Consider the following 21,853-nt stretch of genomic DNA (forward strand, 5'->3'; position numbering starts at 1 on the left):
CGTTTCACCGGACAAACGCTTGGAAGGCAGGTGGCGGCAGTGCCCAGGACGACGGACGGAGACGGTACGCCCGTCCCGCAGCGGCTCTTGGCCGCCGCCACCCGGCTCTTCGCCGAGCAGGGCTACGACCGCACGTCCGTGCAGGAGATCGTGGAGGCGGCGGGCGTCACCAAGGGCGCGCTGTACCACTACTTCGGGTCCAAGGACGACCTCCTGCACGAGGTGTACGCGCGTGTGCTGCGGCTTCAGCAGGAGCGGCTGGACGCGTTCGCCGACGCCGACGCGCCGGTGGAGGAGCGGCTGCGGGGTGCCGCCGCCGACGTCGTCGTCACCACGATCGACAACCTCGACGACGCGGCGATCTTCTTCCGCTCCATGCACCACCTCAGCCCCGAGAAGGACAAGCAGGTGCGCGCCGAGCGCCGCCGCTACCACGAACGCTTCCGCGCGCTCGTGGAGGAGGGCCAGAAGAAGGGCGTCTTCTCCACCGCCACCCCGGCCGACCTGGTCGTCGACTACCACTTCGGCTCGGTGCACCACCTGTCGACTTGGTACCGCCCCGACGGCCCCCTCACCCCCCAGCAGGTCGCCGACCACCTGGCGGACCTGCTGCTGCGCGCGCTCCGGCCGTAGGGACCGCGGGTGCCCGCGCCCCTGAAAAGGGGCGCGGGCACCCGCGCGGCACCGCCCGACTCACACGTACTTCTTGATCTCCCGTCGCGCCAGCGACCGCTGGTGGACCTCGTCCGGCCCGTCCGCGAGCTTCAGCGTGCGCGCGCTCGCCCACAGCTCGGCCAGCGGGAAGTCCTGACTGACACCCCCCGCACCGTGCAGCTGCACCGCCTTGTCGAGGATGTCCACGACCGTGCGCGGGGTGGCGATCTTGATGGCCTGGATCTCGGTGTGGGCACCCTTGTTGCCGACGGTGTCCATCATCCAGGCGGTCTTCAGGACCAGGAGACGGAGCTGTTCGACGGCCACGCGCGCGTCCGCGATCCAGTTCTGGACCACGCCCTGCTGGGCGAGCGGCTTGCCGAAGGCCGTACGGGATACGGCCCGGCGGCACATCAGCTCGATCGCCCGCTCGGCCATGCCGATCAGCCGCATGCAGTGGTGGATACGGCCCGGGCCGAGCCGCGCCTGGGCGATGGCGAAGCCGCCGCCCTCCTCGCCGACGAGGTTGCTCACCGGGACACGGACATGGTCGAAGACGACCTCCGCGTGCCCGCCGTGGGAGTGGTCCTCGTAGCCGTACACCTGCATGGCGCGCCGGACCTCGAGCCCCGGGGTGTCGCGCGGGACCAGGACCATGGACTGCTGGCGGCGGATGTCCGGCCCGTCCGGGTCCGTCTTGCCCATCACGATGAAGATCTTGCAGTCGGGGTTCATCGCCCCGGAGATGTACCACTTACGGCCGGTGATGACGTAATCGTCGCCGTCGCGCTCGATGAGCGTGGTGATGTTGGTGGCGTCGGAGGAGGCCACCTCCGGCTCGGTCATCGCGAACGCCGAGCGGATCTCACCGGCGAGCAGCGGCTCCAGCCACTGCTTCTTCTGCTGCTCGTCGCCGAACTGCGCGAGCACCTCCATGTTGCCGGTGTCCGGCGCGGCGCAGTTCAGCGCGGTGGGCGCCAAGTGCGGGCTGCGACCGGTGATTTCGGCGAGCGGCGCGTACTGGAGGTTGGTGAGCCCGGCGCCGTACTCCGCGTCGGGCAGGAAGAGGTTCCACAGGCCCTGCCTGCGGGCCTCCGCCTTCAACTCCCCGACCACCGCGGGCGTGTCCCACGGGGAGGCCAGCCGGGCGCGCTGCTCCTCCGCCACCGCCTCCGCGGGGTAGACGTGCTCGTCCATGAAGGCGAGCAGCTTCCCGCGCAGTTCCTCGGTGCGTGCGTCGTATGCGAAGTCCATGCGGGTCAGCCTTCCTGAAGAGTGGTCAGACCGTGCTCGATGAAGAACGGGACCAGTTCACCCATGCGGTCGAAGCCCGCGCCGACCGTCTGGCCGAGCGTGTAGCGGTAGTGGATGCCCTCCAGGATCACGGCGAGCTTGAACCAGGCGAACGCCGTGTACCAGGCGACGTCGGACACGTCGCGGCCCGAGCGCGCGGCGTACCGTTCGATGATCTCGGCCGGGTCCGGGTGCCCGGCCGCCGAGGCGGTCGTGCTGATGGGGGAGTCGGGCAGGTCCAGCGGCGCGCTGTACATCACCAGCAGGCCGAGGTCGGTGAGCGGATCCCCGAGCGTGGACATCTCCCAGTCCAGGATCGCCGTGATCCGGTCCTCCGCGTCGATCAGCACGTTGTCGAGCCGGTAGTCGCCGTGTACGACCGCGGGCGCGGGGGAGTGCGGCAGCGCGCGCCCCAGAGCTGCCTGCAGCTCGTCGATCCCTGCCAGCTCACGGTTCCTGGACGCGTCCAACTGCTTGCCCCAGCGGCGCAGCTGCCGGTCGAGGAAGCCCTCGGGGCGTCCGAAGTCGGCGAGGCCCACGGCGGCGGGGTCGACGGCGTGCAGTTCGACGAGGGTGTCGACGAGGCCGAGCACCGCGTTCCGGGTGCGCTCCGGGCCGAGCGGGGCGAGCTGCTCGGCGGTGCGGTACGGGGTGCCGGTCACGAACTCCATGACGTAGAAGGGAGCGCCCAGCACCTCCTCGTCCTCGCACAGCAGCACCGGACGCGGTACCGGGACGGCCGTCGGGTGCAGCGCGCTGATCACCCGGTGCTCGCGCTTCATGTCGTGCGCGGTGGCCAGCACATGCCCGAGCGGAGGCCGGCGGACGACCCAGCTCGTGGTGCCGTCCGTGATCGCGTACGTGAGGTTCGACCGCCCGCCCTCGATCAGCCGGCCGGTCAGCGGGCCGTGCGCCAGACCGGGTCGCTCGCTGTCGAGCAGGACGCGCAGTCGGTCGAGATCGAGACCTGGCGGGTGGTCGGGACTCATTCTTTTCTCCTGCACGCCGGGAAACTGGACATGACCATGATGCCGACCAGTCGGTATGTCGTCCAGCGCCGGGACGAAACGTGATCGGCGTCTCCCCCGGGAGCCGGGGGAGACGCCAGGGCGTGCTCGCGACCGGACAGCTCCTAGTGGTCGTCCCAGTGGCCGTCGTGCTCGGCGTGGCGGTGGCCGTCGTGCAGGTAGTCGACGTGGTCGCCGTGGGTGACCGCGGGGTGCCCGCAGCCCTCGCCGTGCCGGTGGCCGTGTTCGCCGTGCGCCGTGTGGCCGTTCGGCTCGCACTCGTCCCAGTGTCCGGAGTGCTCCCGGTGCAGATGCCCGTCGTGCGCGTAGTCGACGTGGTCCCCGTGCGGCACGGGGGTGTGCCCGCAGTCCGGGCCGTGGGTGTGCTCGTGGGTCGGGTGCTCCAGGTGAAGGGTGGTCATGGTGCTCACCTTCGTGAGTGGCGTGAAATGACGGCTCAGGCTAGCGCCAGAAAGAACAGCATCCGTCACTATTTGCACCATTACGCCCCATTTGATCCTGTTCGGAACACCAGTGCCACCGCGCACACGGCCAGGGCGACCGTGCACAGGGTCGCCGCCGTCGCGTGCCGCGGTGCGAGTGCGGGGGGACCGTCGGTGCCGGACGCCGTCGCGAGCACCCGGATGCGCCGGTGCGCGAGCGCCAGGAAGCCCAGCCACAGCGCGCAGCACAGGGCGCAGGCCGTCACGTCGATCGCCGACGGGCCGCCGTGCAGCGCCGCCTTGGCCGCGAGTACCGCAGCGACGGTGCTCGACAGGGTCGTACGCCGCCACGCGAGCCGCGTACGCTCCGGCTGCAGCCCCGGGTCCCGCTCGCGGCGGTGCTCCGGGCCGGGCACGGTCACCCTTCCCAGCCGACGAGGACGACGACGACCATCGCGACGGCCACGATCGCGACGGCGATGCTCAGCAGCGCCGGGAAGCGCGACACGGGAAGGTCCTCCCCCCGGCGCATCGCGCGCTCGCAGCGCACCCAGTGGTTGACGGCGCGCAGTGAGCAGAGCACGCCCGCCGCCAGCAGGGCCAGCGCGAGGCCGACCCGCCATCCCCAGCGCAGGTCCGGCAGGAACTGATCCACGGCGAAGCCCCCGCCGATCAGCGCCAGCGCGGTGCGCAGCCAGGCGAGGAAAGTCCGCTCGTTCGCCAGCGAGAACCGGTAGTCGGGCGTGCCGCCCTCCTGCCGGACCGCCTCGGGCGCGAACCACAGCCGGACGTTCCGTACGAATTCGATCACGCCATCGACCCTACCGGGGCCCGGCGGGGGGTCAGACGGTGCCCGTCGCCCGGTGGTCCTTCAGGCGCTCGTACGCCGCCAGGCCGTCCGGCACCCATGTCCAGTCCGACAGGCGCCGCTCCACCTCCTCCTCGGTGAGGAAGTCGTGCCAGGCGACCTCCTCCTTCTGAGGGTTCACCGGAAGGTCGCAGCGGACCTCGTAGACGGCCGACCACCAGGTCTGGCCGGAACCGTTGTCGTAGAGGAACTTGAAGAGGGGGACGGGCCGGGGGAGCCCGGAGACCCCGAGTTCCTCCTCGGCCTCGCGCAGGGCCGCGGAGTCGTACGACTCGCCCGCGCCCACGACCCCGCCTACGAACATGTCGTACAGCGAGGGGAAGACGAGCTTGACGGGTGTGCGGCGGTGGACGAAGAGCCGGCCCTCGCAGTCTCGGGCCTGGATGAACACGCACCGGTGGCGAAGACCGCGCGCGTACGCCTCGCCGCGCGGGGACTGCCCGATGACCACGTCGTTCTCGTCCACGATGTCGAGGATCTCGTCAGCGGCACTCATGGTCCCATCCAAGCAGCCACCGGAACCGGGGAGGGTGCGCGCCGCCCGTGCGGCCCGATGCGGCGCCGCCGGGCGCCTCAATGCGGCTGGAGGTCCCGTACCGACTCCGTCTTGGTGGTGCCCGACGGCATCGCGGGATGCAGGCCCAGCAGGAGGATTCCCACCACGATCGCCGCGAGCCCCGCCGCTTCCCAGGCGAGCGCCCCCACGTCCGTGTGCAGCCGGTCCCCGAGGAAACCCACCCCGCACACGATTCCGGCCAGGGGCTGGGCGGCGGTGAGCGCGGGCAGTGACATCCGCAGCTCCGCCGTCTCGAAGGCGCTCTGCACCAGGACAAGGGCCGTCACCCCGAGCACCAGCACGCCGTACGGCTGCCAGCCGGTCAGCAGCTCGCTCCAGCCGCCGGCGCCGAACCGCTGCCCGCTGACCCGGGTGAGCGCGTCCTGCACGCCGTACAGCAGCCCCGCGGCCAGCGCCAGCAGGACGGGCGCGGCGGTCAGCCGGGAGCGCTTGGCGTAGGTGGTGAGCAGCAGCGCGAGCCCGATCATGATCCCGATGATCAGCCAGTGCCGCAGCGGATCCATGACCGAGTCGCCGCCCCTGGGCTTGCCCGCCAGGATGAACGCCGTGACCCCGCCCGCGAGCAGGACGAGCCCCGCCCAGCCCTGGCGGCCCAGGGGGTGCTTGGTCTGGTGACGGGAGAGCGCGAGCGCGAAGAGCAGGTTGGTCGCGAGGAGGGGTTCCACCAGGGAGATCTCGCCCTCGCCCAGGGCGACCGCGCCGAGGATCATGCCGCACGCCATGAGCCCGATACCGCCCAGCCAGCGGGGCACCCGGATGAGGTCGAGCAGCAGGCGGGGGGAGAGGAAGTCGCTCAGCGGGGCGTGCGAGGCGGCGTTCTGCTGGAGCACGAATCCGAAGCCCAGACAGCAGGCCGCGCTCACCGAGAGAATCAGAACGAGAACCGACACGCTGGGTACCTCGAGACGTCGGACGGGTCACGGGCGCGTATTCCCGCCGACTGTAGTGCCATCGGCCGGGCCCTGCCCACGGGAGTACCCGGAACCGGGCAGTTGACTCGGTCACTCTTCTTGCCGAAGGATCTGACCGATCAGTAACAACAAGCTGTTCGAACGGCGGCCGCGCCTGTTCGACCGGTAGTGATGCCTGATGTCTTTCGTACCACTGTCTCATCAACCAACGACCGATGCCGCCGGCTCGTGACGAAGCCGACAGAAGTCGACCGGAAACGTCGGCAGGCCGAGAGGACGGGCCCATGGCCTACGACGCAGATGTGATCGTGATCGGAGCGGGCCTCGCGGGGCTCGCCGCGACCGCGGAGCTCGTCGACGCGGGCCGCACGGTGATTCTCCTCGACCAGGAGCCGGAGCAGTCGATCGGCGGCCAGGCCCACTGGTCCTTCGGCGGACTCTTCTTCGTGAACTCGCCCGAGCAGCGCCGGATGCGGATCAAGGACAGCCACGCGCTCGCCCTCCAGGACTGGATGGGCACGGCCGGCTTCGACCGGGCCGAGGACCACTGGCCGCGCCGCTGGGCCGAGGCGTACGTGGACTTCGCGGCCGGTGAGAAGCGGTCCTGGCTGCACCAGCAGGGGGTCCGCTTCTTCCCGGTGGTCGGCTGGGCGGAGCGCGGCGGATACGACGCCAACGGCCACGGGAACTCCGTGCCGCGCTTCCACATCACGTGGGGGACCGGGCCCGGGGTGGTGGCGCCCTTCGAGCGGCGGGTACGGGCCGGGGTCGCCCGGGGGCTCGTCCAGCTCAAGTTCCGCCACCGCGTCACCGGGCTGTCGCGCAGCGCGGGCACCGTCGACACGGTCACCGGCGAGATCCTGGAACCGTCCGGCACAGCGCGTGGGCAGGCCAGCAGCCGTACGGTCGCCGGGGCGTTCGAGCTCAAGGCGCAGGCGGTGATCGTCACCTCGGGCGGCATCGGCGGCAACCACGACCTGGTCCGCGCGAACTGGCCCGAGCGGCTCGGTACTCCCCCCGAGAAGATGGTCGCGGGCGTTCCCGCGCACGTCGACGGCAAGATGCTCGCGATAGCCGAGGAGACAGGCGCGCACCTCATCAACCGCGACCGCATGTGGCACTACACCGAGGGCATCCAGAACTGGAACCCCATCTGGGAGAACCACGGCATCCGTATCCTGCCGGGCCCGTCCTCCCTGTGGCTGGACGCCCGGGGCAACCGGCTCCCGGTCCCGCTCTTCCCGGGGTTCGACACCCTCGGCACGCTCGAACACATCATGAAGACCGGCTACGACTACACGTGGTTCGTGCTCGACCAGAAGATCATCGGCAAGGAGTTCGCGCTCTCGGGCTCGGAGCAGAACCCGGACCTGACCGGCAAGTCGATCAGGGACGTGATCGGCCGGGCCCGCGCCGACGTACCTGGCCCCGTCAAGGCGTTCATGGACAACGGCGCGGACTTCGTCGTCGAGAAGGATCTGGGCACCCTGGTGCGCGGCATGAACGCCCTCACCAAGGAGTCGCTGATCGACGAGGCCGCGCTGCGCCGTGAGATCGTCGCGCGCGACCGGGAGATCGCGAACCCCTTCACCAAGGACCTCCAGGTGATGTCGATCCGCGGCGCCCGCAACTACCTCGGCGACAAGCTGATCCGTACGGCCACCCCGCACCGCATCCTCGACCCCAAGGCGGGCCCACTCATCGCCGTCCGCCTCCACATCCTCACCCGCAAGAGCCTGGGCGGCCTGGAGACCGATCTCTCCTCGCGCGTCCTGACGGAGGGCGGCGACCCGCTCTCCGGTGTCTACGCGGCCGGCGAGGCCGCCGGCTTCGGCGGCGGCGGAGTCCACGGTTACCGCTCGCTCGAGGGCACCTTCCTCGGCGGCTGTCTCTTCTCCGGACGCACGGCGGGCCGCGCGGCCGCTAAGGCGGTGAGCTGACCCTCGCGGGGGCCGTTCCGGGGTCGGATTTCAGCCGTGACCCGGGCTCCGGGGAACCGGGGCCCGGGCGCGGCTCGGCCCCCGCGGTGAGTCGGGCTCGCCCCCGGAGGGAGCTGCCCCACCAGCCCGTTCCCGGCCCGGAGAGCGCGCGGAGGAACATCAACTCTGCGCCATTCAAGGGTAGTTGCAACGTGCAGCGAACCAATCGGGCCTTGACGTAAACCCTCAGCCAAGGGTTTGCTGTGCGTGATCACCCCTTGACCAGCCGCGTCTGTGAGGAACCCCCGCGGTGTCGCCACCCCCGCCACCCCCTCCTCCCCTCGGCCGTGGTCGCAAACGCGCGGCCCACGCCTTCGACGCCGCTCTCGACGACACCGAACTCGTCGCCGCGCGCGCCTCGTTGGCGCAGGGACGATGGACCGCGGTCCGCGCACTGCTCGCCGCGACGGGCGACGACTGGGACCGCCGCGGACACCGTGTCACCGTCCTCGCGCAGGAGCCCGCCGCCCACGCCTGGGCCCGCGACTGGCAGCTCGCCGAGCCCGAGTCCGCCGACGCCGCCGTGCTGCTCGCCTGCGCGACCGTCGAGCGCGCCCTGCACGGCAAGGACCGCCCGGAGGGTGCCCGCGAGGCCTGCGCCGCCGCGGCCGCGCTCGCGCCCGCCGACCCCACCCCCTGGCTCGGCCTGCTGATACTGGAGCGTTCGCGCGGCAGCGAGGGCGACGTGGTCCGGCTCTTCGACGAGGTGCGCCACCGCTACCCCGACCACCACCACGCCCACCACCTGATGGTCGCCCGGCTCGCCGAGCGCCGCGCCGAGGCCGGCCAGGACCCCCTGCACGAGGTCTACGACTTCGCGAACTGGGCGGCCGAACAGGCGCCCGCCGACTCACCGCTCGCGATGCTGCCGGTCGTCGCGCACGCCGAGCGCTATCGCGTACTGGCCGGTGCCGGCAGCGAGTCCACCGACCCGGTCGCCTCCGGGCACTGGGTCGGACGCCGGGCCCGCCAGGTGATGAAGGCCGCCTTCGACTGGTGGCTGGAGTGGGAGCGCGAGGACCACCCCCGCCGCCACCTCGACCTCAACTTCCTCGCCCACGCCAAGTTCTGCGAGGGCCGGGGCGCCGAGGCCGCCGCCCTGTTCCACCGCATCGGCCCGCACGCCACCCCGGTGCCGTGGTCGTACCCGGACCGCGACCCGTACCAAGCCTTCCGTGCCGCCCGCGACAGCTCCCTCGGCACGGCGTGACCCCACCCACAAGAAGTCGAGAAACCCGAAAGGACGGCCCCGCGATGACGACGGGCAGTTCGAGCACATCGAGCAGTTCGAACACGGGTAGACCCGCCACGGCCGGTGGCGCCATCAGCACCTTCAAGGGCCAGGAGCGCGCCCTGCACGCGGGCCGCCTCGGCACGGGAGGTCTGCTGCTCTCCGTCCTCGCGGCGACCGCCCCCCTCATGGTGGTCGCGGGTGTCATGCCCACCACATTCGCGGTGATGGGCATCGTCGGGCAGCCGCTGCTCTTCGTCATCCTCGGCGTGGTGCTGGTGCTCTTCAGCGTCGGGTACGCCGAGATGAGCCGCCACGTCCACAACGCGGGCGCCTTCTACGCCTACGTCGCCCGCGGTCTCGGCGGCACCGCGGGCGCGGGCGCCGCCGCGGTCGCGCTCGTCGCCTACAGCGCCCTGCAGTTCGGCATCTACGGCATCTTCGGCTTCGAGGTCTCCGGGCTGTTCGCCACCTACGGCCACGTCGAGGTCGCCTGGTGGATACCGGCGCTGATCGCCGTCCTCGCCGTCGGCGCGCTCTCCTGGCTGAAGATCGACGTCAACGCGCTTGTACTCGGCGTCCTCCTGGTCGTCGAGGTGGCGCTCGTCGTCATCTTCGACATCGCCGCCGTCGCCGACCCCGCCAAGGAGGGCCTCTCCCTGCACGCCTTCAACCCGGACACGCTCACCGGGGCGGGCGTCGGCACCGCGCTGTGCTTCTGCATCGCCGCCTTCACCGGCTTCGAACAGGCACCGGTGTACGCCGAGGAGACCAGCCGCCCGCACATCCTCGTCCCGCGCGTGATGTTCCTGGCGATCGGCTTCGTCGCTGTCTTCTTCGCGCTCAGCTCCTGGGCGCTGACCGTCGCCGCGGGCCCCTCCGGGATCGTCGGGGCGGCGCAGAAGCAGAGCGCCGGACTGCTGTTCTTCCTCACCGAGTCGCGCCTCGGAGGCGCCTTCACCGACGTCCTGCACGTCCTCTTCGTGACCGGCATGTTCGCGGCGCTGCTCAGCTTCCACAACGTCGTCGCGCGGTACGCCTTCGCCATGGGCCGCGAAGGGCTGCTGCCCGCCGCCTTCGGCCGGACCACCGGCAGCAGCGGCGCGCCCGGCACCGGCTCGCTGTTGCAGACCGGCGTCTCCGTGATCGTGCTGATCGCGTTCGCCGTGACCGACGACAAGCCCACCGGCGACCCGACCGCGCCCGTGCTGCACCTGTTCACCTGGGCCGGCAACGTCGGCGCGCTCGGCGTCATCCTGCTGATGGCGGCGGCCTCGGTCTCGGTGATCGTCTTCTTCGCCCGTCGCGGCGCCGCCCGGTCCCAGGCCTGGCGCCTGGTCACCTCGGCGATCGCGGCCGTCGCCCTCCTCGTGATAGCGGGCTACACGGTCAAGGACTTCGACATCCTGGTCGGGGCCGGTCCGGACTCCGCGCTGAGTTGGCTGCTGCCCGCCCTCGTCGCGGTCGCCCTGGTCGTCGGCCTGGTCCAGGGCCTGGTGCTGCGCTCCCGCGAACCCGAGGCGTACGCCCGTATCGGCCTGGGCAACGAGGCGTTCCAGCTGGACAAGGCGGCGGAGTCCACGCCCTGACCGGAGCCCTCGTGCGGCGCCCCGATCCGGGGCGTCCGTTCTGAGAAGCGCGTGAGAAGTGGTTACGGAAATCTGACGAGCACCCGCTGCCGCTGGCCTCAAGGGGGTCGCGGGTGCTCGTATGGGTGTGTGAACCCTGAACAGTCCCCACGGCAGGGACCGGACCGGCCCCGGGAACGCCCGCCGGAGGACCCGGAAGCCTCCGGCGCGCCCATCGGCCGCCGGCTCCTGCTCGGCACGCTCGGACTCGGTGCCTTCGGCGTGCTGGCCGCGCCCACCCTGCAGCGTGGCCTGGAGTCCCTCTTCGCCGACGACCCCACGGGGCTGACCGGCCTGCTCCCCAACGGCGGCGGTTTCCGCTACTACTCGGTGACCTCATCCGTCCCGCACAAGGACGCGTCGAACTACCGGCTGACCATCAACGGCCTGGTCGACCACCCCGGCAGCTACACCCTGGCCGACCTCAAGGCCCTGCCGCAGACACGGATCGTGCACGACGTCCAGTGCGTCACGGGCTGGCGGGTGCCCGGCACCCCCTTCGAAGGCGTACGGCTGTCCCATCTCCTGGACGCCGCCGGGGTCCAGGCCAAGGGCCGCGCGATCCGCTTCACCTGCTTCGACGGGGCGTACACCGAGAGCCTCACGCTGCAACAGGCCCGGCGCCCGGACATCCTGGTGGCCCACCGCATGCAGGACAAGCCCCTCGGCCACAACCACGGCGGCCCGGTCCGCCTCTACGTCGCCCCCATGTACTTCTACAAGTCCGCCAAGTGGCTCTCCGGCATCACCGTCACCGAGGACGTCCGTCCCGGGTACTGGGAGGACCGGGGCTACGACGTGGACGCGTGGGTCGGCCGCTCGAACGGACGCGACGATGCACCCACGAGTTGACGAGACCCCCGCCCTCGCCGCGCCCGCGCCACGCGTACGGCGCTTCAGCCGCGCCGAGCGCTGGGTGCACCGCGTGACCGCCCTGCTGATGGGGATCTGCGTGGCGACGGCGGCCTGTCTGTACCTCCCGATGTTCGCCGAGCTCGTCGGCCGTCGTGAGCTGGTGGTCAGGATCCACGAATGGGCGGGCCTGCTACTGCCGGTACCGGTGCTGGCGGGCCTGGTCTCCCGCGCCTTCCGTGCGGACCTGGGCCGCCTCAACCGCTGGGGTCCGCACGACCGTACGTGGCTGCGCGCGGCGCTACGACGGGACCGGCGCCGCTCGTCCCGCCCGGCGGCCAAGTTCAACGCGGGCCAGAAGACCTACGCCGCCTGGATCGCCGGCGCGACCCTGGTCATGCTCGCCACGGGGCTGCTGATGTGGTTCACCCACCTCGCCCCCCTGATGTGGCGCACCTCGGCGACCTTCGTCCACGACTGGCTCGCGCTCACGATCGGCGTCGTCCTCGCGGGCCACATCGGCATGGCCCTCGGCGACCCGGAGGCCCGCCGCGGCCTGCGCACGGGCTCGGTGAGCCGGGAGTGGGCGGAACGGGAGCATCCCCTCTGGCGGCCTTAGGCCGGATCTGCCGGGGGCTCATGGCCCCCGGCACACCCCCTAGATGACCAGCGACAGCAGCAGGATCAGCCCGCCCGCCACCACCGAGATGACAAACTGGGTGATGAGCAGGACGATGACGGCGATGCCCGCCAGTACGGCGATGCCCAGCTGAGCATGGCCCGCCGAGGTGATCGGCTCGACGGCGTCCGCTGCCAGCATCTCGACGCTGAGTCTGGTCACGGTGGTCCCTTGCTTGAGAAACGTACGTGGGAAAGGTGTTAGAGCGAGGGCTGGGCGAGCCCCTGGAGTGCGGCGACGGCCCGTTCGGTGATCTCCCCGGGGTCGCCGGAGACGTCCACGGAGACACCCGCCTCGTCCGCTTCCAGCGGCTGGAGGGTGGCGAACTGCGAGTCCAGCAGCGCCGTCGGCATGAAGTGCCCCTGACGGTGCGACATCCGGTCCTCGATGAGCGCGCGGTCACCGGTCAGATGGACGAAGACGACTCCGGGCGCCTCGGCCCGCAGCCGGTCGCGATAGCTGCGCTTGAGCGCCGAACTGCTGACCACTCCGCCGAGCCCGTGCCGGTCGTGCGCCCAACGGCCGATGGCGTCCAGCCACGGCCAGCGGTCGTCGTCCGTCAGCGGGTGCCCGGCCGACATCTTGGCGATGTTGGCCTGCGGGTGGGAGTCGTCGCCCTCGGCGTACGGAACGCCGAGCCGGGCCGCAAGCAGGGGACCGATGGTGGTCTTGCCGGTGCCTGCGACGCCCATGACCACGACGACATGGGGGGTGCGCACTTGCTGCATCGTGCTCTCACTGTCTTCGTCGACATCTGATGTCGACGACACTGAAACTCATTAGGTACGACGAATTCAAGAGTGTGTGACATATAAGTCTGACTTTTGGTTCGCTGGCTCCGCCTCGTACGCTGACCCCATGACCACACGGGGCCGGGGGCTGCACGGACATGTACTGGAATGCCTCGGGCCGGCGATCACGGCGGGCGAGTACCCGCCGGGGAGCGTGCTGCGCACGGACGAACTCGCGCAGCGCTTCGAGGTGTCACGCTCCGTGATGCGCGAGGCGGTCAGGGTGCTGGAGTCCATGGACCTGGTCGAGTCCCGCCGCCGCGTCGGCGTCACGGTCCGCCCCAAGGCGGAATGGAACGTGTTCGACCCTCAGGTCATCCGCTGGCGGCTGGCCGGCGCCGACCGCCCCCACCAGCTGCGCTCGCTCACCGTGCTGCGCTCCGCCGTCGAACCGATCGCCGCGGGCATGGCCGCACGGCACGCCACCGCCGAGCAGTGCGCGGAGCTCACCGAGTGCGCCCTTGGCATGGTGGCCAATTCACGCGGCCACAAGCTGGAGGGGTACCTCGTCCACGACGTGGCCTTCCACCGGGTGATCCTCAACGCCTCCGGCAACGAGATGTTCGCCCGTCTCGGCGATGTCGTCGCCGAGGTCCTCGCGGGCCGCACCCACCACGAGGTGATGTTCGAGGACCCCGACCCGGCCGCCGTCACCCTGCACGTCCAGCTCGCGGAGGCGGTCCGCGAAGGCGACGCGGCCCGCGCCGAGGCACTCACCCGCGAGATCACGGTCGGGGCGCTCCAGGAACTGGACGTCCTCGCGCCGTAGGCGGCCTAGGCCAGGCCTAGTCCAGGAAGTCGCCGTCCACGTACACCCAGGCCCCGTCGACCCGCTCGAACCGGCTCCGCTCGTGCAGCGAACCGCCCCGGTAGGAGGCCCGGAAGGTCACGGTCCCCGCGGAGTGGAACGCCGACCCCTGCCCCGTGTCGAGGATCTCCAGCCCCGTCCACCGCATCCCCGGGTCGAAGTCGACCCGCCCCGGCCGCGTCCGCGGATGCCAGGTCCGCAGCAGATGCCCCTCGTCCTCCTTGACGAAGGCGCAGTACCGCGACCGCATGAGCCGCTCCGCGGTCGGCGCGAGCGCCTCACCGCGGTGGAAGCGCGCGCAGCACCGCGCGTACGGCTCGGACAGCCCGCACGGGCAGCTACGACTGGTCATGACCGCCATTCTCCCCCAGCCCGGAGGGGCCCTACGCCGAGTCGGCGTTGGTCGGCGGGTATGTCGGGCGGGCCGGCATCGGCGCGACCGGTGCGGGCTGGGTGGGCAGCGGCGGCAGCTTCGCCGTATGCAGCCAGGCCCTGAACAGGTCGTCCAGCGGCTCGGCCGCGTACCGGGCGGCGTGCCCGGTGAACGCCGCCGTGGTGACGACGCCGCCCCGGTGCAGGGCGGCCCAGCCGCGCAGCATACGGAAGAAGGCATCGTCGCCCATCGCGCAGCGCAGCGCGTGCAGGGTGAGTCCGCCGCGCTCGTAGAGCCGGTCGTCGAACATCAGCTTGCGGCCCGGGTCGGACAGCACCAGGTCCTTCGGCTGCCCGGACAGCTTGCGGTGCGCGAGAGCGGCCAGCTGCTGTGCCGTACGACCTCCCGACCGCTCCGACCACAGCCACTCGGCGTACTTCGCGAAGCCCTCGTTCAGCCAGATGTGCCGCCAGTCCGCGATGGACACGCTGTTGCCGAACCACTGGTGCGCCAGCTCGTGCGCGACCAGCCGCTCCGAACTCCGCGCCCCGTCCACGTGGTTGGCGCCGAACAGCGACAACCCCTGGGCCTCGACGGGGACATCGAGCTCCTCCTCGGTCACCACCACGGCGTACTCGCCGAACGGATACGGCCCGAAGATCTGCTCGAACAGCTCCATCATCGCGGGCTGCCGCGCGAAGTCCCGCGAGAATTCGGCGAGGAGGTGCGCGGGCAGATGTCCCGTCTGCGGTACGCCGCCGAGTCCGGGGTCGCCGAGCAGCACCGTCTGGTACTTCCCGATCGACAGCCCGACCAGATAGCTGGAGGTCGGCGCCGCCTGCTCGTACACCCAGGTGGTCGTCGACGCCTTCGTCGTCCGGGTGAGCAGCCGGCCGCCCGCCACCACCGAGTACGCCGACGGCGTCGTGATCGAGATCTGGTACGAGGCCTTGTCGGCGGGGCGGTCGTTGCACGGGTACCAGGAGGGCGCGCCGATCGGCTGGCTCGCCACCAGCGCCCCGTCCTCCAGCTCCTCCCAGCCGAGCCCGCCCCAGGGGCTGGCGACCGGCTTGGGGTTGCCCGACCAGTGCACCTCCACGGTGAAGGCGGCTCCGGCCCGTATCGGCTTCGGCGGGCGGATGCGCAGCCGGCCGCCCCGGTGCGTGTAGTGCGGTGCCTTGCCGTCGACCCGGACCCGGCCGATCCGGAAGTCGGCCAGGTTCAGCTGGAACTCGGCCAGCGGAGCCCGGCCCGCTATGGCGTTGAGCCGTGCCGTGCCGGAGAGCCGGTTCGGGCCGGGGCGGTAGTCCAGCGCGAGCTCATACCGGTGCACCCGGTAACGGGGATCACCGTTCGCCGGGAAGTACGGGTCCGATCCCACTGTCTGCTGAACGCTCACGCTTGCGTCTGCTCCCTGCGCTGTGCTCGTACGACGTGCCGGTGCACCGTCCCCGGACGCCGTACAGGCGCCTAGGAACGCCATGCCTCGATCGGGTTGCCCAGCCAGCGGGTGTCGTCGGGGACGGATTCCGCCGCCATGACGAGCGACGCGGGTCCCAGCGTGCTGCGCGCCCCGACTGTGCTGCCGGGAAGGACGATTCCGCCCGGGCCCAGAGTGGCGCCCTCACGGAGGACAACAGTATCCGTCCGCAAGATCCGGTCGTGGAAGAGGTGGGTCTGCAGGACACAGCCTCGGTTGACCGTGGTCGCGTCCCCCAGGGTCACCAGGTCCGTCTCGGGTAGCCAGTAACTCTCGATCCACGCGCCCTTGCCGATATGGGCGCCGAGGCCGCGCAGCCACGCCGTCATCAGCGGCGTACCGGGCACCGATCCGGCCAGCCACGGCACGGCGACGACCTCGACGAAGGTGTCCGCCAGCTCGTTGCGCCACACGAAACCGCTCCACAGCGGGTGCTCGCCCGCCCGGTGCCGGCCCACCAGCAGCCACTTCGCCACGATGGACGTCAGGCAGGCGAGCACACCGGCGCCCAGGAACACGAGTCCGGCCAGCAGCGGCGCCCACCCGCCCAGCGCGCTCAGCGCGGCCACCGTCAGCACCGCCAGCGCCGCCGAGCAAAACACCGGGACGATCCGGCACAGCTCCACGAACGCCCGCGCCCACAAGAGCCGCGCGGGCGGGTCGTAGGTACGGCTCTGATCGCCGTCCTGCGTCGAGCGCGGCAGTTTCACCGGCGGCAGCCCCAGGTACGAGCTGCCCTTCTTCGCCTTCTTCGGGGTCGCCGACAGCACCCCGACCAGCCCGCCGTCCGGCACGCTGCGGCCCGGCGCGGTCATCCCGGAGTTGCCCAGGAAGGCCCGGCGGCCGATCTCGGCGCGCCCGATCCGCATCCAGCCGCCGCCGAGCTCGTACGGCGCGGTCAGGGTGTCGTCGGCGAGGAAGGCGCCCTCGCCCACGGTGGTGAGACTCGGCAGCGCGAGGACGGTCGAGACCTCGGCGCCCCGGCCGATCTTCATGCCGAGCAGCCGCAGCCACACCGGCGTGATCAGCCCGGCGTACAGCGGGAACAGTGTGTCGCGCGAGCGGTCCATCAGCTGCGTGACGGTCCAGGCCTGCCAGCCGATCCTGCTGTGCGTCGGGTAGGTGCCGTCGCGCAGGCCCAGGCTGAGCAGACGCACGCCGACCAGGAGCAGCAGCGCGTAGGCCAGCCCGAAGGCGAGCGTGGCCGGGACCAGCGCGAGCGCCGCGCCGCGCAGGGCCGCACCGAGCCCGGCGTCCGCGCTCACGAAGACATGCGCCACCAGGAGCGCGGCGACACCCGCGAGCACGGGCAGCGCGGACAGCGCGAAACCGGTCGCGCCGTACATCGCCCGCCAGTACGTGCCCCGGCGCGGACGCTCCTTGGGCCAGGCGCGCTTCGCCTTGCCGAGCTTGCCTGCGGGCGCTCCGGCCCAGCGCTGCCCGGTGGGAATCTGCCCGGCGACCGCCGAGCCCGGCGCCACCTCGGCCCGCTTGCCCACGCGCGCCCCCGGGAAGAGCATGCTGCGCGTCCCGACCACCGCACCGGCGCCGACCTTGACCTGCCCGATCTCCAGCCGGTCCCCGTCCAGCCAGTACCCCGACAGGTCCACCTCGGACTCGACGGCGGCACCCCGGCCCAGCTTGAGCATGCCGGTCACCGGCGGCAGCGAGTGCAGATCGACGTCCGCGCCGACCTTGGCGCCCAGGGCACGCGCGTACCGCTCCAGCCAGGACCCGGTGAGTGAGACCGCGCCGCTGAACTCGGCCAGCCGCTCGGCGGTCCACAGCCGCAGGTGCACACTTCCGCCGCGCGGGTAGCGCCCGGGCTTCACATGGCGCAGCAGCAGCCGCGCCCCGCCGGCCGCGATCGCGAGCCGCCCGGGCGGGCTGAAGAGCACGACCGCCCCGGCGCCGACGAGCCACCACGAGGCGCTCGGCGCCCAGGGGTACGGACCCAACCAGTGCAGGATGTTGCCGAGCGCGGCCAGCGCCACGGTCCAGCGCAGCCCCATCAGCGTGAACAGGGGTATCAGCAGGAACAGCTGGGCCACCTTGGCGCGCAGCGGTACCGGGGCGATGACCCGCTCGGCGCCGTCGTCCTGCGCGGACTTCTCCAGGTGCCGGGCCAGCTTGCGCAGGACGGGCTGCTGGTAGATGTCGAGCACGGCGGCGCTGGGGTAGCGGGTGCGCAGCCGGGTGGTCAGCTGGGCGGCGGCGAGGCTGCCGCCGCCGATCGCGAAGAAGTCGTCGGACGCGCCGGAGACCGGGAGGCCCAGGACCTCGCTCCACTGCTCGGCGAGCCAGGCCTCGGTGCCGTAGAGCTGTTCCTTCGCACCGCCGCTCTCCAGGCCCTCCAGGGGCCAGGGGAGCGCGCCCCGGTCGACCTTGCCGGAGGTGCGGGTCGGCAGGTCCTCGACCGGGGCGAGCAGCGGGACGAGGGCCGCGGGCAGCTCGGCACGCAGCTTCTCGACGGCGGCAGCCTGGTCCCAGCCCTCCTGGGTGACGACATAACCGACGAGCAACTGGTTGCCGCCGCGGGCGGTACGGACGGCGGCCGCGGCCCCCGCCACACCGGGGAGCGCCTGCAGCGCCGCGTCGACCTCGCCGAGCTCGATACGGCGCCCGCCGAGCTTGATCTGCTCGTCGGCCCGCCCGAGGAAGATCAGCCCCTCCGGCTCGGCCTTGACCAGGTCACCACTGCGGTACGCCCGCTCCCAGCCGAGCGACTTGAGCGGCGCGTACTTCTCCGCGTCCTTCTCGGCGTCGAGATACCGGGCGAGCCCGACCCCGCCGATCACCAGCTGACCGCTGCCGCCCATCGCCACGGGCTCGCCGGCCTCGTCGACCACGGTCAGCTCCCAGCCGTTCAGCGGCAGCCCGATCCGGACGGGCTCCTCGCCGGTCATGAGGGAGGCACAGGCGACGACGGTCGCCTCGGTGGGCCCGTAGGTGTTCCACACCTCGCGGCCCTCGGTCACCAGCCGCTGGACCAGCTCGGGCGGGCAGGCCTCACCGCCGAAGATCAGCAGCCGTACGTCGTTGAGGGTTTCCGGCTCCCAGAGCGCGGCGAGCGTCGGCACGGTCGAGACGACGCTGATCTCCTGCTCGACCAGCCAGGGCCCCAGGTCGGCGCCGCTGCGCACCTGAGAACGCGGTACGGGCACCAGACAGGCGCCGTACCGCCAGGCCAGCCACATCTCCTCGCAGGAGGCGTCGAAGGCGACGGACAGGCCCGCCATGACCCGGTCGCCGGGCCCGATCGGGTCCTCGGTGAGGAACAGCTCCGCCTCGGCGTCGACGAAGGCGGCGGCGCTGCGGTGACTGACGGCAACGCCCTTGGGCTTGCCGGTGGACCCGGAGGTGAAGATGATCCAGGCGTCGTGCTCGACGCCGGGCCGCGCGGCGGGCACCTCGGAGGCGCCGTCGACGGTCAGCCGGTGCCCGGCCCCGATGACGGCCCGCACCTGAGCCTCGCCGAAGACCAGGTCGGCCCGCTCGTCGGGGTCCTCGGCGTCCACCGGTACGTAGGCGGCGCCCGCGGCCAGTACGGCGAGGATGGCGACGTACAGCTCGTTGGTGCCGGAGGGGACGCGGACGCCGACCCGGTCGCCGAGGCCCACTCCGGCGCTGCTCAGCCGCCGCCGCAGGGCCTCGACCTCGACGGCGAGGGCGCGGTAGGTGAGGCTCCGGTGACCGTCGTCGAGGGCGGGCTCGTCGGGGTGGGCCCGGACGGTGGCGTCGAGGATGTCGACCAGCGTGCGCGGCGAGGCGGCGACGGAGGCGGAGAAGCGCGCCGGGTCGCCGAACTCCGCGCGCACCTCCTCGTCGAACAGCGCGAGTGCGGGGCCTTGCTCGAGGGCTGCCATCGGGTCCTCACGTGTCGTTCCCGGAGCGTCCGGGGAGCTGGTGGGCCCGCAGGTATGCCTGGGGATATTCCGGTCCAGCTCCAAACAAGCCTGGAATTTTAGTACGACGCTAGTCGCGTACCTGGTCGTCAGCCATGCGAGGAGGCCGTACGAGGGGACCGGAACCACTGATTTCGGTGTGGTGACGGTGCTCTGACATGGGGGTATGTCATCCTGACGAGATCTGCCCCACATCTGTCCGTAACGCGGTGAACACGGCGAGCGAGGCCTGTGATCGACGCAACGAGTGAGGGCCGCGACCTGATGGTCGCGGCCCTCACTCCTCTGTGTGTCCGAGGGGGGACTTGAACCCCCACGCCCGATAAAGGGCACTAGCACCTCAAGCTAGCGCGTCTGCCATTCCGCCACCCGGACAAGGTGTTTGTCGCGCGGGGTTTCCCTCGCGGCGACAGAGGAAACATTACCAGGCTTTCGAGGGTCCCCGATCACACCCCGTCGCCGCGTGAACGGCGTGTGACGGGCCGGGTCCGGCCTTGGGGGAGGGCGGGGGCGGGAGAGAGGATGAGGGGGGACCACCAGCAGTGACAGTGGGAGGAAGCAGCGTGAGCGAGTCGAACACGGCCAGGGGCGTCTCTGGCGAGGACGAGGTCGTGGACCTCTGTCGCGAGCTGATCCAGATCGACACCAGCAACTACGGGGACCACTCCGGACCGGGTGAGCGCAAGGCCGCGGAGTACGTGGCCGAGAAGCTCGCCGAGGTCGGGCTCGAGCCGCAGATCTTCGAGTCGCACAAGGGGCGCGCGTCGACCGTGGCCCGTATCGAGGGTGAGGACCGTTCGCGCCCCGCGCTGCTCATCCACGGTCACACCGACGTCGTACCGGCCAACGCGGCGGACTGGACCCACCACCCCTTCTCCGGCGAGATCGCGGACGGAATGGTGTGGGGCCGCGGCGCGGTCGACATGAAGGACATGGACGCCATGACGCTGGCGGTCGTCCGGGACCGGCTGCGCAGCGGGCGCAAGCCGCCCCGGGACATCGTCCTCGCGTTCCTCGCCGACGAGGAGGCCGGCGGTACGTGGGGTGCGCGGCATCTCGTCGACAAGCACCCCGACCTCTTCGAGGGCGTGACCGAGGCGATCGGCGAGGTCGGCGGCTTCTCCTTCACGGTCAACGAGAAGCTGCGGCTGTATCTCGTCGAGACCGCGCAGAAGGGCATGCACTGGATGAAGCTGACCGTGGACGGCACCGCCGGGCACGGTTCGATGATCCACAAGGACAACGCGATCACGGAGCTGTCCGAGGCCGTGGGCCGGCTCGGGCGGCACAAGTTCCCGGTCCGGGTGACGAAGACGCTGCGGCACTTCCTCGACGAGCTCGGCGACGCGCTCGGCACCGAGCTCGACCCGGAGAACATGGACGAGACGCTCGCCAAGCTCGGCGGCATCGCCAAGCTCATCGGCGCCTCCCTGCAGAACACCGCGAACCCGACCCAGCTCGGTGCCGGATACAAGGTCAACGTGATTCCGGGGCAGGCGACCGCGCACGTCGACGGGCGGTACCTGCCGGGATACGAGGAGGAGTTCCTCGCCGACCTGGACCGGGTTCTCGGACCGAGGGTCCAGCGCACGGATGTGCACGCGGACAAGGCGCTGGAGACCACCTTCGACGGGGCACTGGTCGACGCCATGCAGACCGCGCTGTCCGCCGAGGACCCGATCGCGCGTGCCGTGCCCTACATGCTCTCGGCCGGCACCGACGCCAAGTCCTTCGCCGACCTCGGCATCCGCTGCTTCGGCTTCGCCCCGCTCAAGCTGCCGCCGGAGCTGGACTTCGCGGGCATGTTCCACGGGGTCGACGAGCGGGTGCCGGTGGATGCGCTGAAGTTCGGCGTCCGCGTACTCGACCGCTTCATCGAGGCGTCATGACGTGTTGACGCCCGCAATCGCCCGTACGTGCGGAGATCGCCCGGGACGGGTGAATGGGACCATAAGCTCGTAGCTCAAGTACTTCTTCCTCGTTACAGGTGATGTGATCCGCTACTTGGGATCGCATTTGCCTACAAGGAGGAATAATGATCAAGAAGGTCGTCGCTGCTGCGGCTGCCACTGGTGGTCTGGTTCTCGCGGGTGCGGGCCTGGCTGTCGCCGACTCGGGTGCCCAGGGTGCCGCTGTGCACTCCCCGGGCGTCATCTCCGGCAACGTCATCCAGGTGCCTGTTCACGTCCCGGTGAACGTCTGCGGCAACACGGTCTCCGTGATCGGGCTGCTGAACCCCGCCTTCGGCAACACCTGCATCAACAAGTGACGTTGTGCCTCACCCCATGAGGGTCTGAGCCCGTCGGCCCCGGAGCGTGCGCCATGCGCTCCGGGGCCGACCGGCTTTCGGCGCACGCACGGGACGGATGCGTGC

Annotated in this window: 21 protein-coding genes and 1 tRNA gene; 9 read left to right on the top strand and 13 right to left on the bottom strand. The window is 71.2% G+C overall.

All coding sequences use genetic code 11. The features are described from left to right. The first annotated feature begins 39 nt into the window (after positions 1 to 39). Positions 40 to 633, top strand: coding sequence for a TetR/AcrR family transcriptional regulator (locus tag OG819_RS26135; protein ID WP_266415823.1), 594 nt, complete (start codon positions 40 to 42; stop codon positions 631 to 633). A gap of 60 nt (positions 634 to 693) precedes the next feature. On the opposite strand, the gene OG819_RS26140 is transcribed toward OG819_RS26135, so the two are convergent. From OG819_RS26140 to OG819_RS26170, 7 genes are all read right to left on the bottom strand, one after another. After that, on the bottom strand, positions 694 to 1,908 hold the full coding sequence (locus OG819_RS26140) for an acyl-CoA dehydrogenase family protein (RefSeq protein ID WP_266651295.1): 1,215 nt from the start codon (positions 1,906 to 1,908) through the stop codon (positions 694 to 696). Between the two features lie 5 nt (positions 1,909 to 1,913). After that, a complete protein-coding gene (locus OG819_RS26145) occupies positions 1,914 to 2,936 on the bottom strand; it encodes a phosphotransferase family protein (protein ID WP_266651296.1) in 1,023 nt (340 codons plus the stop codon). A gap of 143 nt (positions 2,937 to 3,079) precedes the next feature. Next, complete coding sequence (locus OG819_RS26150) at positions 3,080 to 3,376, bottom strand: hypothetical protein (protein WP_266623470.1); 297 nt, start codon at positions 3,374 to 3,376, stop codon at positions 3,080 to 3,082. 80 nt (positions 3,377 to 3,456) lie between these two features. After that, positions 3,457 to 3,819 carry a DUF202 domain-containing protein gene (locus tag OG819_RS26155; protein ID WP_266623469.1) on the bottom strand — a complete coding sequence of 121 codons (363 nt, stop codon included), beginning with the start codon at positions 3,817 to 3,819 and terminating at the stop codon, positions 3,457 to 3,459. Next, positions 3,816 to 4,208 (bottom strand): YidH family protein, encoded by a 393-nt coding sequence (locus OG819_RS26160; RefSeq protein ID WP_266415834.1) that lies wholly within the window; start codon positions 4,206 to 4,208, stop codon positions 3,816 to 3,818. The genes OG819_RS26155 and OG819_RS26160 overlap by 4 nt, the downstream gene beginning before the upstream one ends. A 31-nt stretch (positions 4,209 to 4,239) precedes the next feature. After that, positions 4,240 to 4,761, bottom strand: a complete 522-nt coding sequence (locus OG819_RS26165; protein WP_266623467.1) for an NUDIX hydrolase — start codon at positions 4,759 to 4,761, stop codon at positions 4,240 to 4,242. A 77-nt stretch (positions 4,762 to 4,838) separates the two neighbouring features. After that, positions 4,839 to 5,732, bottom strand: a complete 894-nt coding sequence (locus OG819_RS26170) for a DMT family transporter (protein WP_266623465.1) — start codon at positions 5,730 to 5,732, stop codon at positions 4,839 to 4,841. A 305-nt stretch (positions 5,733 to 6,037) separates the two neighbouring features. Between OG819_RS26170 and OG819_RS26175 the strand changes: the two genes are divergently transcribed. From OG819_RS26175 to OG819_RS26195, 5 genes are all read left to right on the top strand, one after another. Continuing rightward, positions 6,038 to 7,693 carry an FAD-binding dehydrogenase gene (locus tag OG819_RS26175; RefSeq protein WP_266651297.1) on the top strand — a complete coding sequence of 552 codons (1,656 nt, stop codon included), beginning with the start codon at positions 6,038 to 6,040 and terminating at the stop codon, positions 7,691 to 7,693. Positions 7,694 to 7,982: 289 nt separating this feature from the next. Continuing rightward, on the top strand, positions 7,983 to 8,942 hold the full coding sequence (locus tag OG819_RS26180) for a hypothetical protein (RefSeq protein ID WP_266651298.1): 960 nt from the start codon (positions 7,983 to 7,985) through the stop codon (positions 8,940 to 8,942). 44 nt (positions 8,943 to 8,986) lie between these two features. Continuing rightward, positions 8,987 to 10,552, top strand: a complete 1,566-nt coding sequence (locus tag OG819_RS26185) for an APC family permease (protein ID WP_266623460.1) — start codon at positions 8,987 to 8,989, stop codon at positions 10,550 to 10,552. A gap of 129 nt (positions 10,553 to 10,681) precedes the next feature. Next, positions 10,682 to 11,443: a molybdopterin-dependent oxidoreductase gene (locus tag OG819_RS26190; protein WP_266651299.1), complete on the top strand. Its 762-nt coding sequence runs from the start codon at positions 10,682 to 10,684 to the stop codon at positions 11,441 to 11,443. Further along, entirely contained in the window at positions 11,427 to 12,062 is a 636-nt protein-coding gene (locus OG819_RS26195; protein WP_266415847.1) for a cytochrome b/b6 domain-containing protein, read from the top strand. The genes OG819_RS26190 and OG819_RS26195 overlap by 17 nt, the downstream gene beginning before the upstream one ends. A 39-nt stretch (positions 12,063 to 12,101) precedes the next feature. On the opposite strand, the gene OG819_RS26200 is transcribed toward OG819_RS26195, so the two are convergent. Both OG819_RS26200 and OG819_RS26205 read right to left on the bottom strand, forming a co-directional pair. Continuing rightward, complete coding sequence (locus tag OG819_RS26200; RefSeq protein ID WP_266652954.1) at positions 12,102 to 12,284, bottom strand: hypothetical protein; 183 nt, start codon at positions 12,282 to 12,284, stop codon at positions 12,102 to 12,104. 38 nt (positions 12,285 to 12,322) lie between these two features. Beyond that, positions 12,323 to 12,850, bottom strand: coding sequence for a gluconokinase (locus OG819_RS26205; RefSeq protein WP_266651300.1), 528 nt, complete (start codon positions 12,848 to 12,850; stop codon positions 12,323 to 12,325). Between the two features lie 130 nt (positions 12,851 to 12,980). Here OG819_RS26205 and OG819_RS26210 point away from each other — a divergent pair, with 130 nt between their 5' ends. Further along, positions 12,981 to 13,682, top strand: coding sequence for a FadR/GntR family transcriptional regulator (locus tag OG819_RS26210; RefSeq protein WP_266623454.1), 702 nt, complete (start codon positions 12,981 to 12,983; stop codon positions 13,680 to 13,682). Between the two features lie 16 nt (positions 13,683 to 13,698). On the opposite strand, the gene OG819_RS26215 is transcribed toward OG819_RS26210, so the two are convergent. From OG819_RS26215 to OG819_RS26230, 4 genes are all read right to left on the bottom strand, one after another. Next, positions 13,699 to 14,073: a YchJ family metal-binding protein gene (locus OG819_RS26215; RefSeq protein ID WP_266651301.1), complete on the bottom strand. Its 375-nt coding sequence runs from the start codon at positions 14,071 to 14,073 to the stop codon at positions 13,699 to 13,701. A 31-nt stretch (positions 14,074 to 14,104) separates the two neighbouring features. Further along, positions 14,105 to 15,493: a M1 family metallopeptidase gene (locus OG819_RS26220; RefSeq protein ID WP_266651302.1), complete on the bottom strand. Its 1,389-nt coding sequence runs from the start codon at positions 15,491 to 15,493 to the stop codon at positions 14,105 to 14,107. A 71-nt stretch (positions 15,494 to 15,564) separates the two neighbouring features. After that, positions 15,565 to 19,440 (bottom strand): Pls/PosA family non-ribosomal peptide synthetase, encoded by a 3,876-nt coding sequence (locus OG819_RS26225; protein WP_266651303.1) that lies wholly within the window; start codon positions 19,438 to 19,440, stop codon positions 15,565 to 15,567. A gap of 329 nt (positions 19,441 to 19,769) precedes the next feature. After that, a tRNA-Leu gene (locus OG819_RS26230) sits at positions 19,770 to 19,854 on the bottom strand. Between the two features lie 188 nt (positions 19,855 to 20,042). Here OG819_RS26230 and OG819_RS26235 point away from each other — a divergent pair. Beyond that, the gene (locus tag OG819_RS26235; RefSeq protein WP_266623448.1) at positions 20,043 to 21,368 is read left to right on the top strand and encodes a M20/M25/M40 family metallo-hydrolase; all 1,326 of its coding nucleotides are present in this window, start codon (positions 20,043 to 20,045) and stop codon (positions 21,366 to 21,368) included. Positions 21,369 to 21,514: 146 nt separating this feature from the next. Further along, the gene (gene chpH / locus OG819_RS26240) at positions 21,515 to 21,748 is read left to right on the top strand and encodes a chaplin ChpH (protein WP_054231124.1); all 234 of its coding nucleotides are present in this window, start codon (positions 21,515 to 21,517) and stop codon (positions 21,746 to 21,748) included. Positions 21,749 to 21,853 lie beyond the last annotated feature (105 nt).

It is taken from the genome of Streptomyces sp. NBC_01549 (assembly GCF_026339955.1).
In the GTDB taxonomy this organism is placed as follows: Bacteria; Actinomycetota; Actinomycetes; order Streptomycetales; family Streptomycetaceae; genus Streptomyces.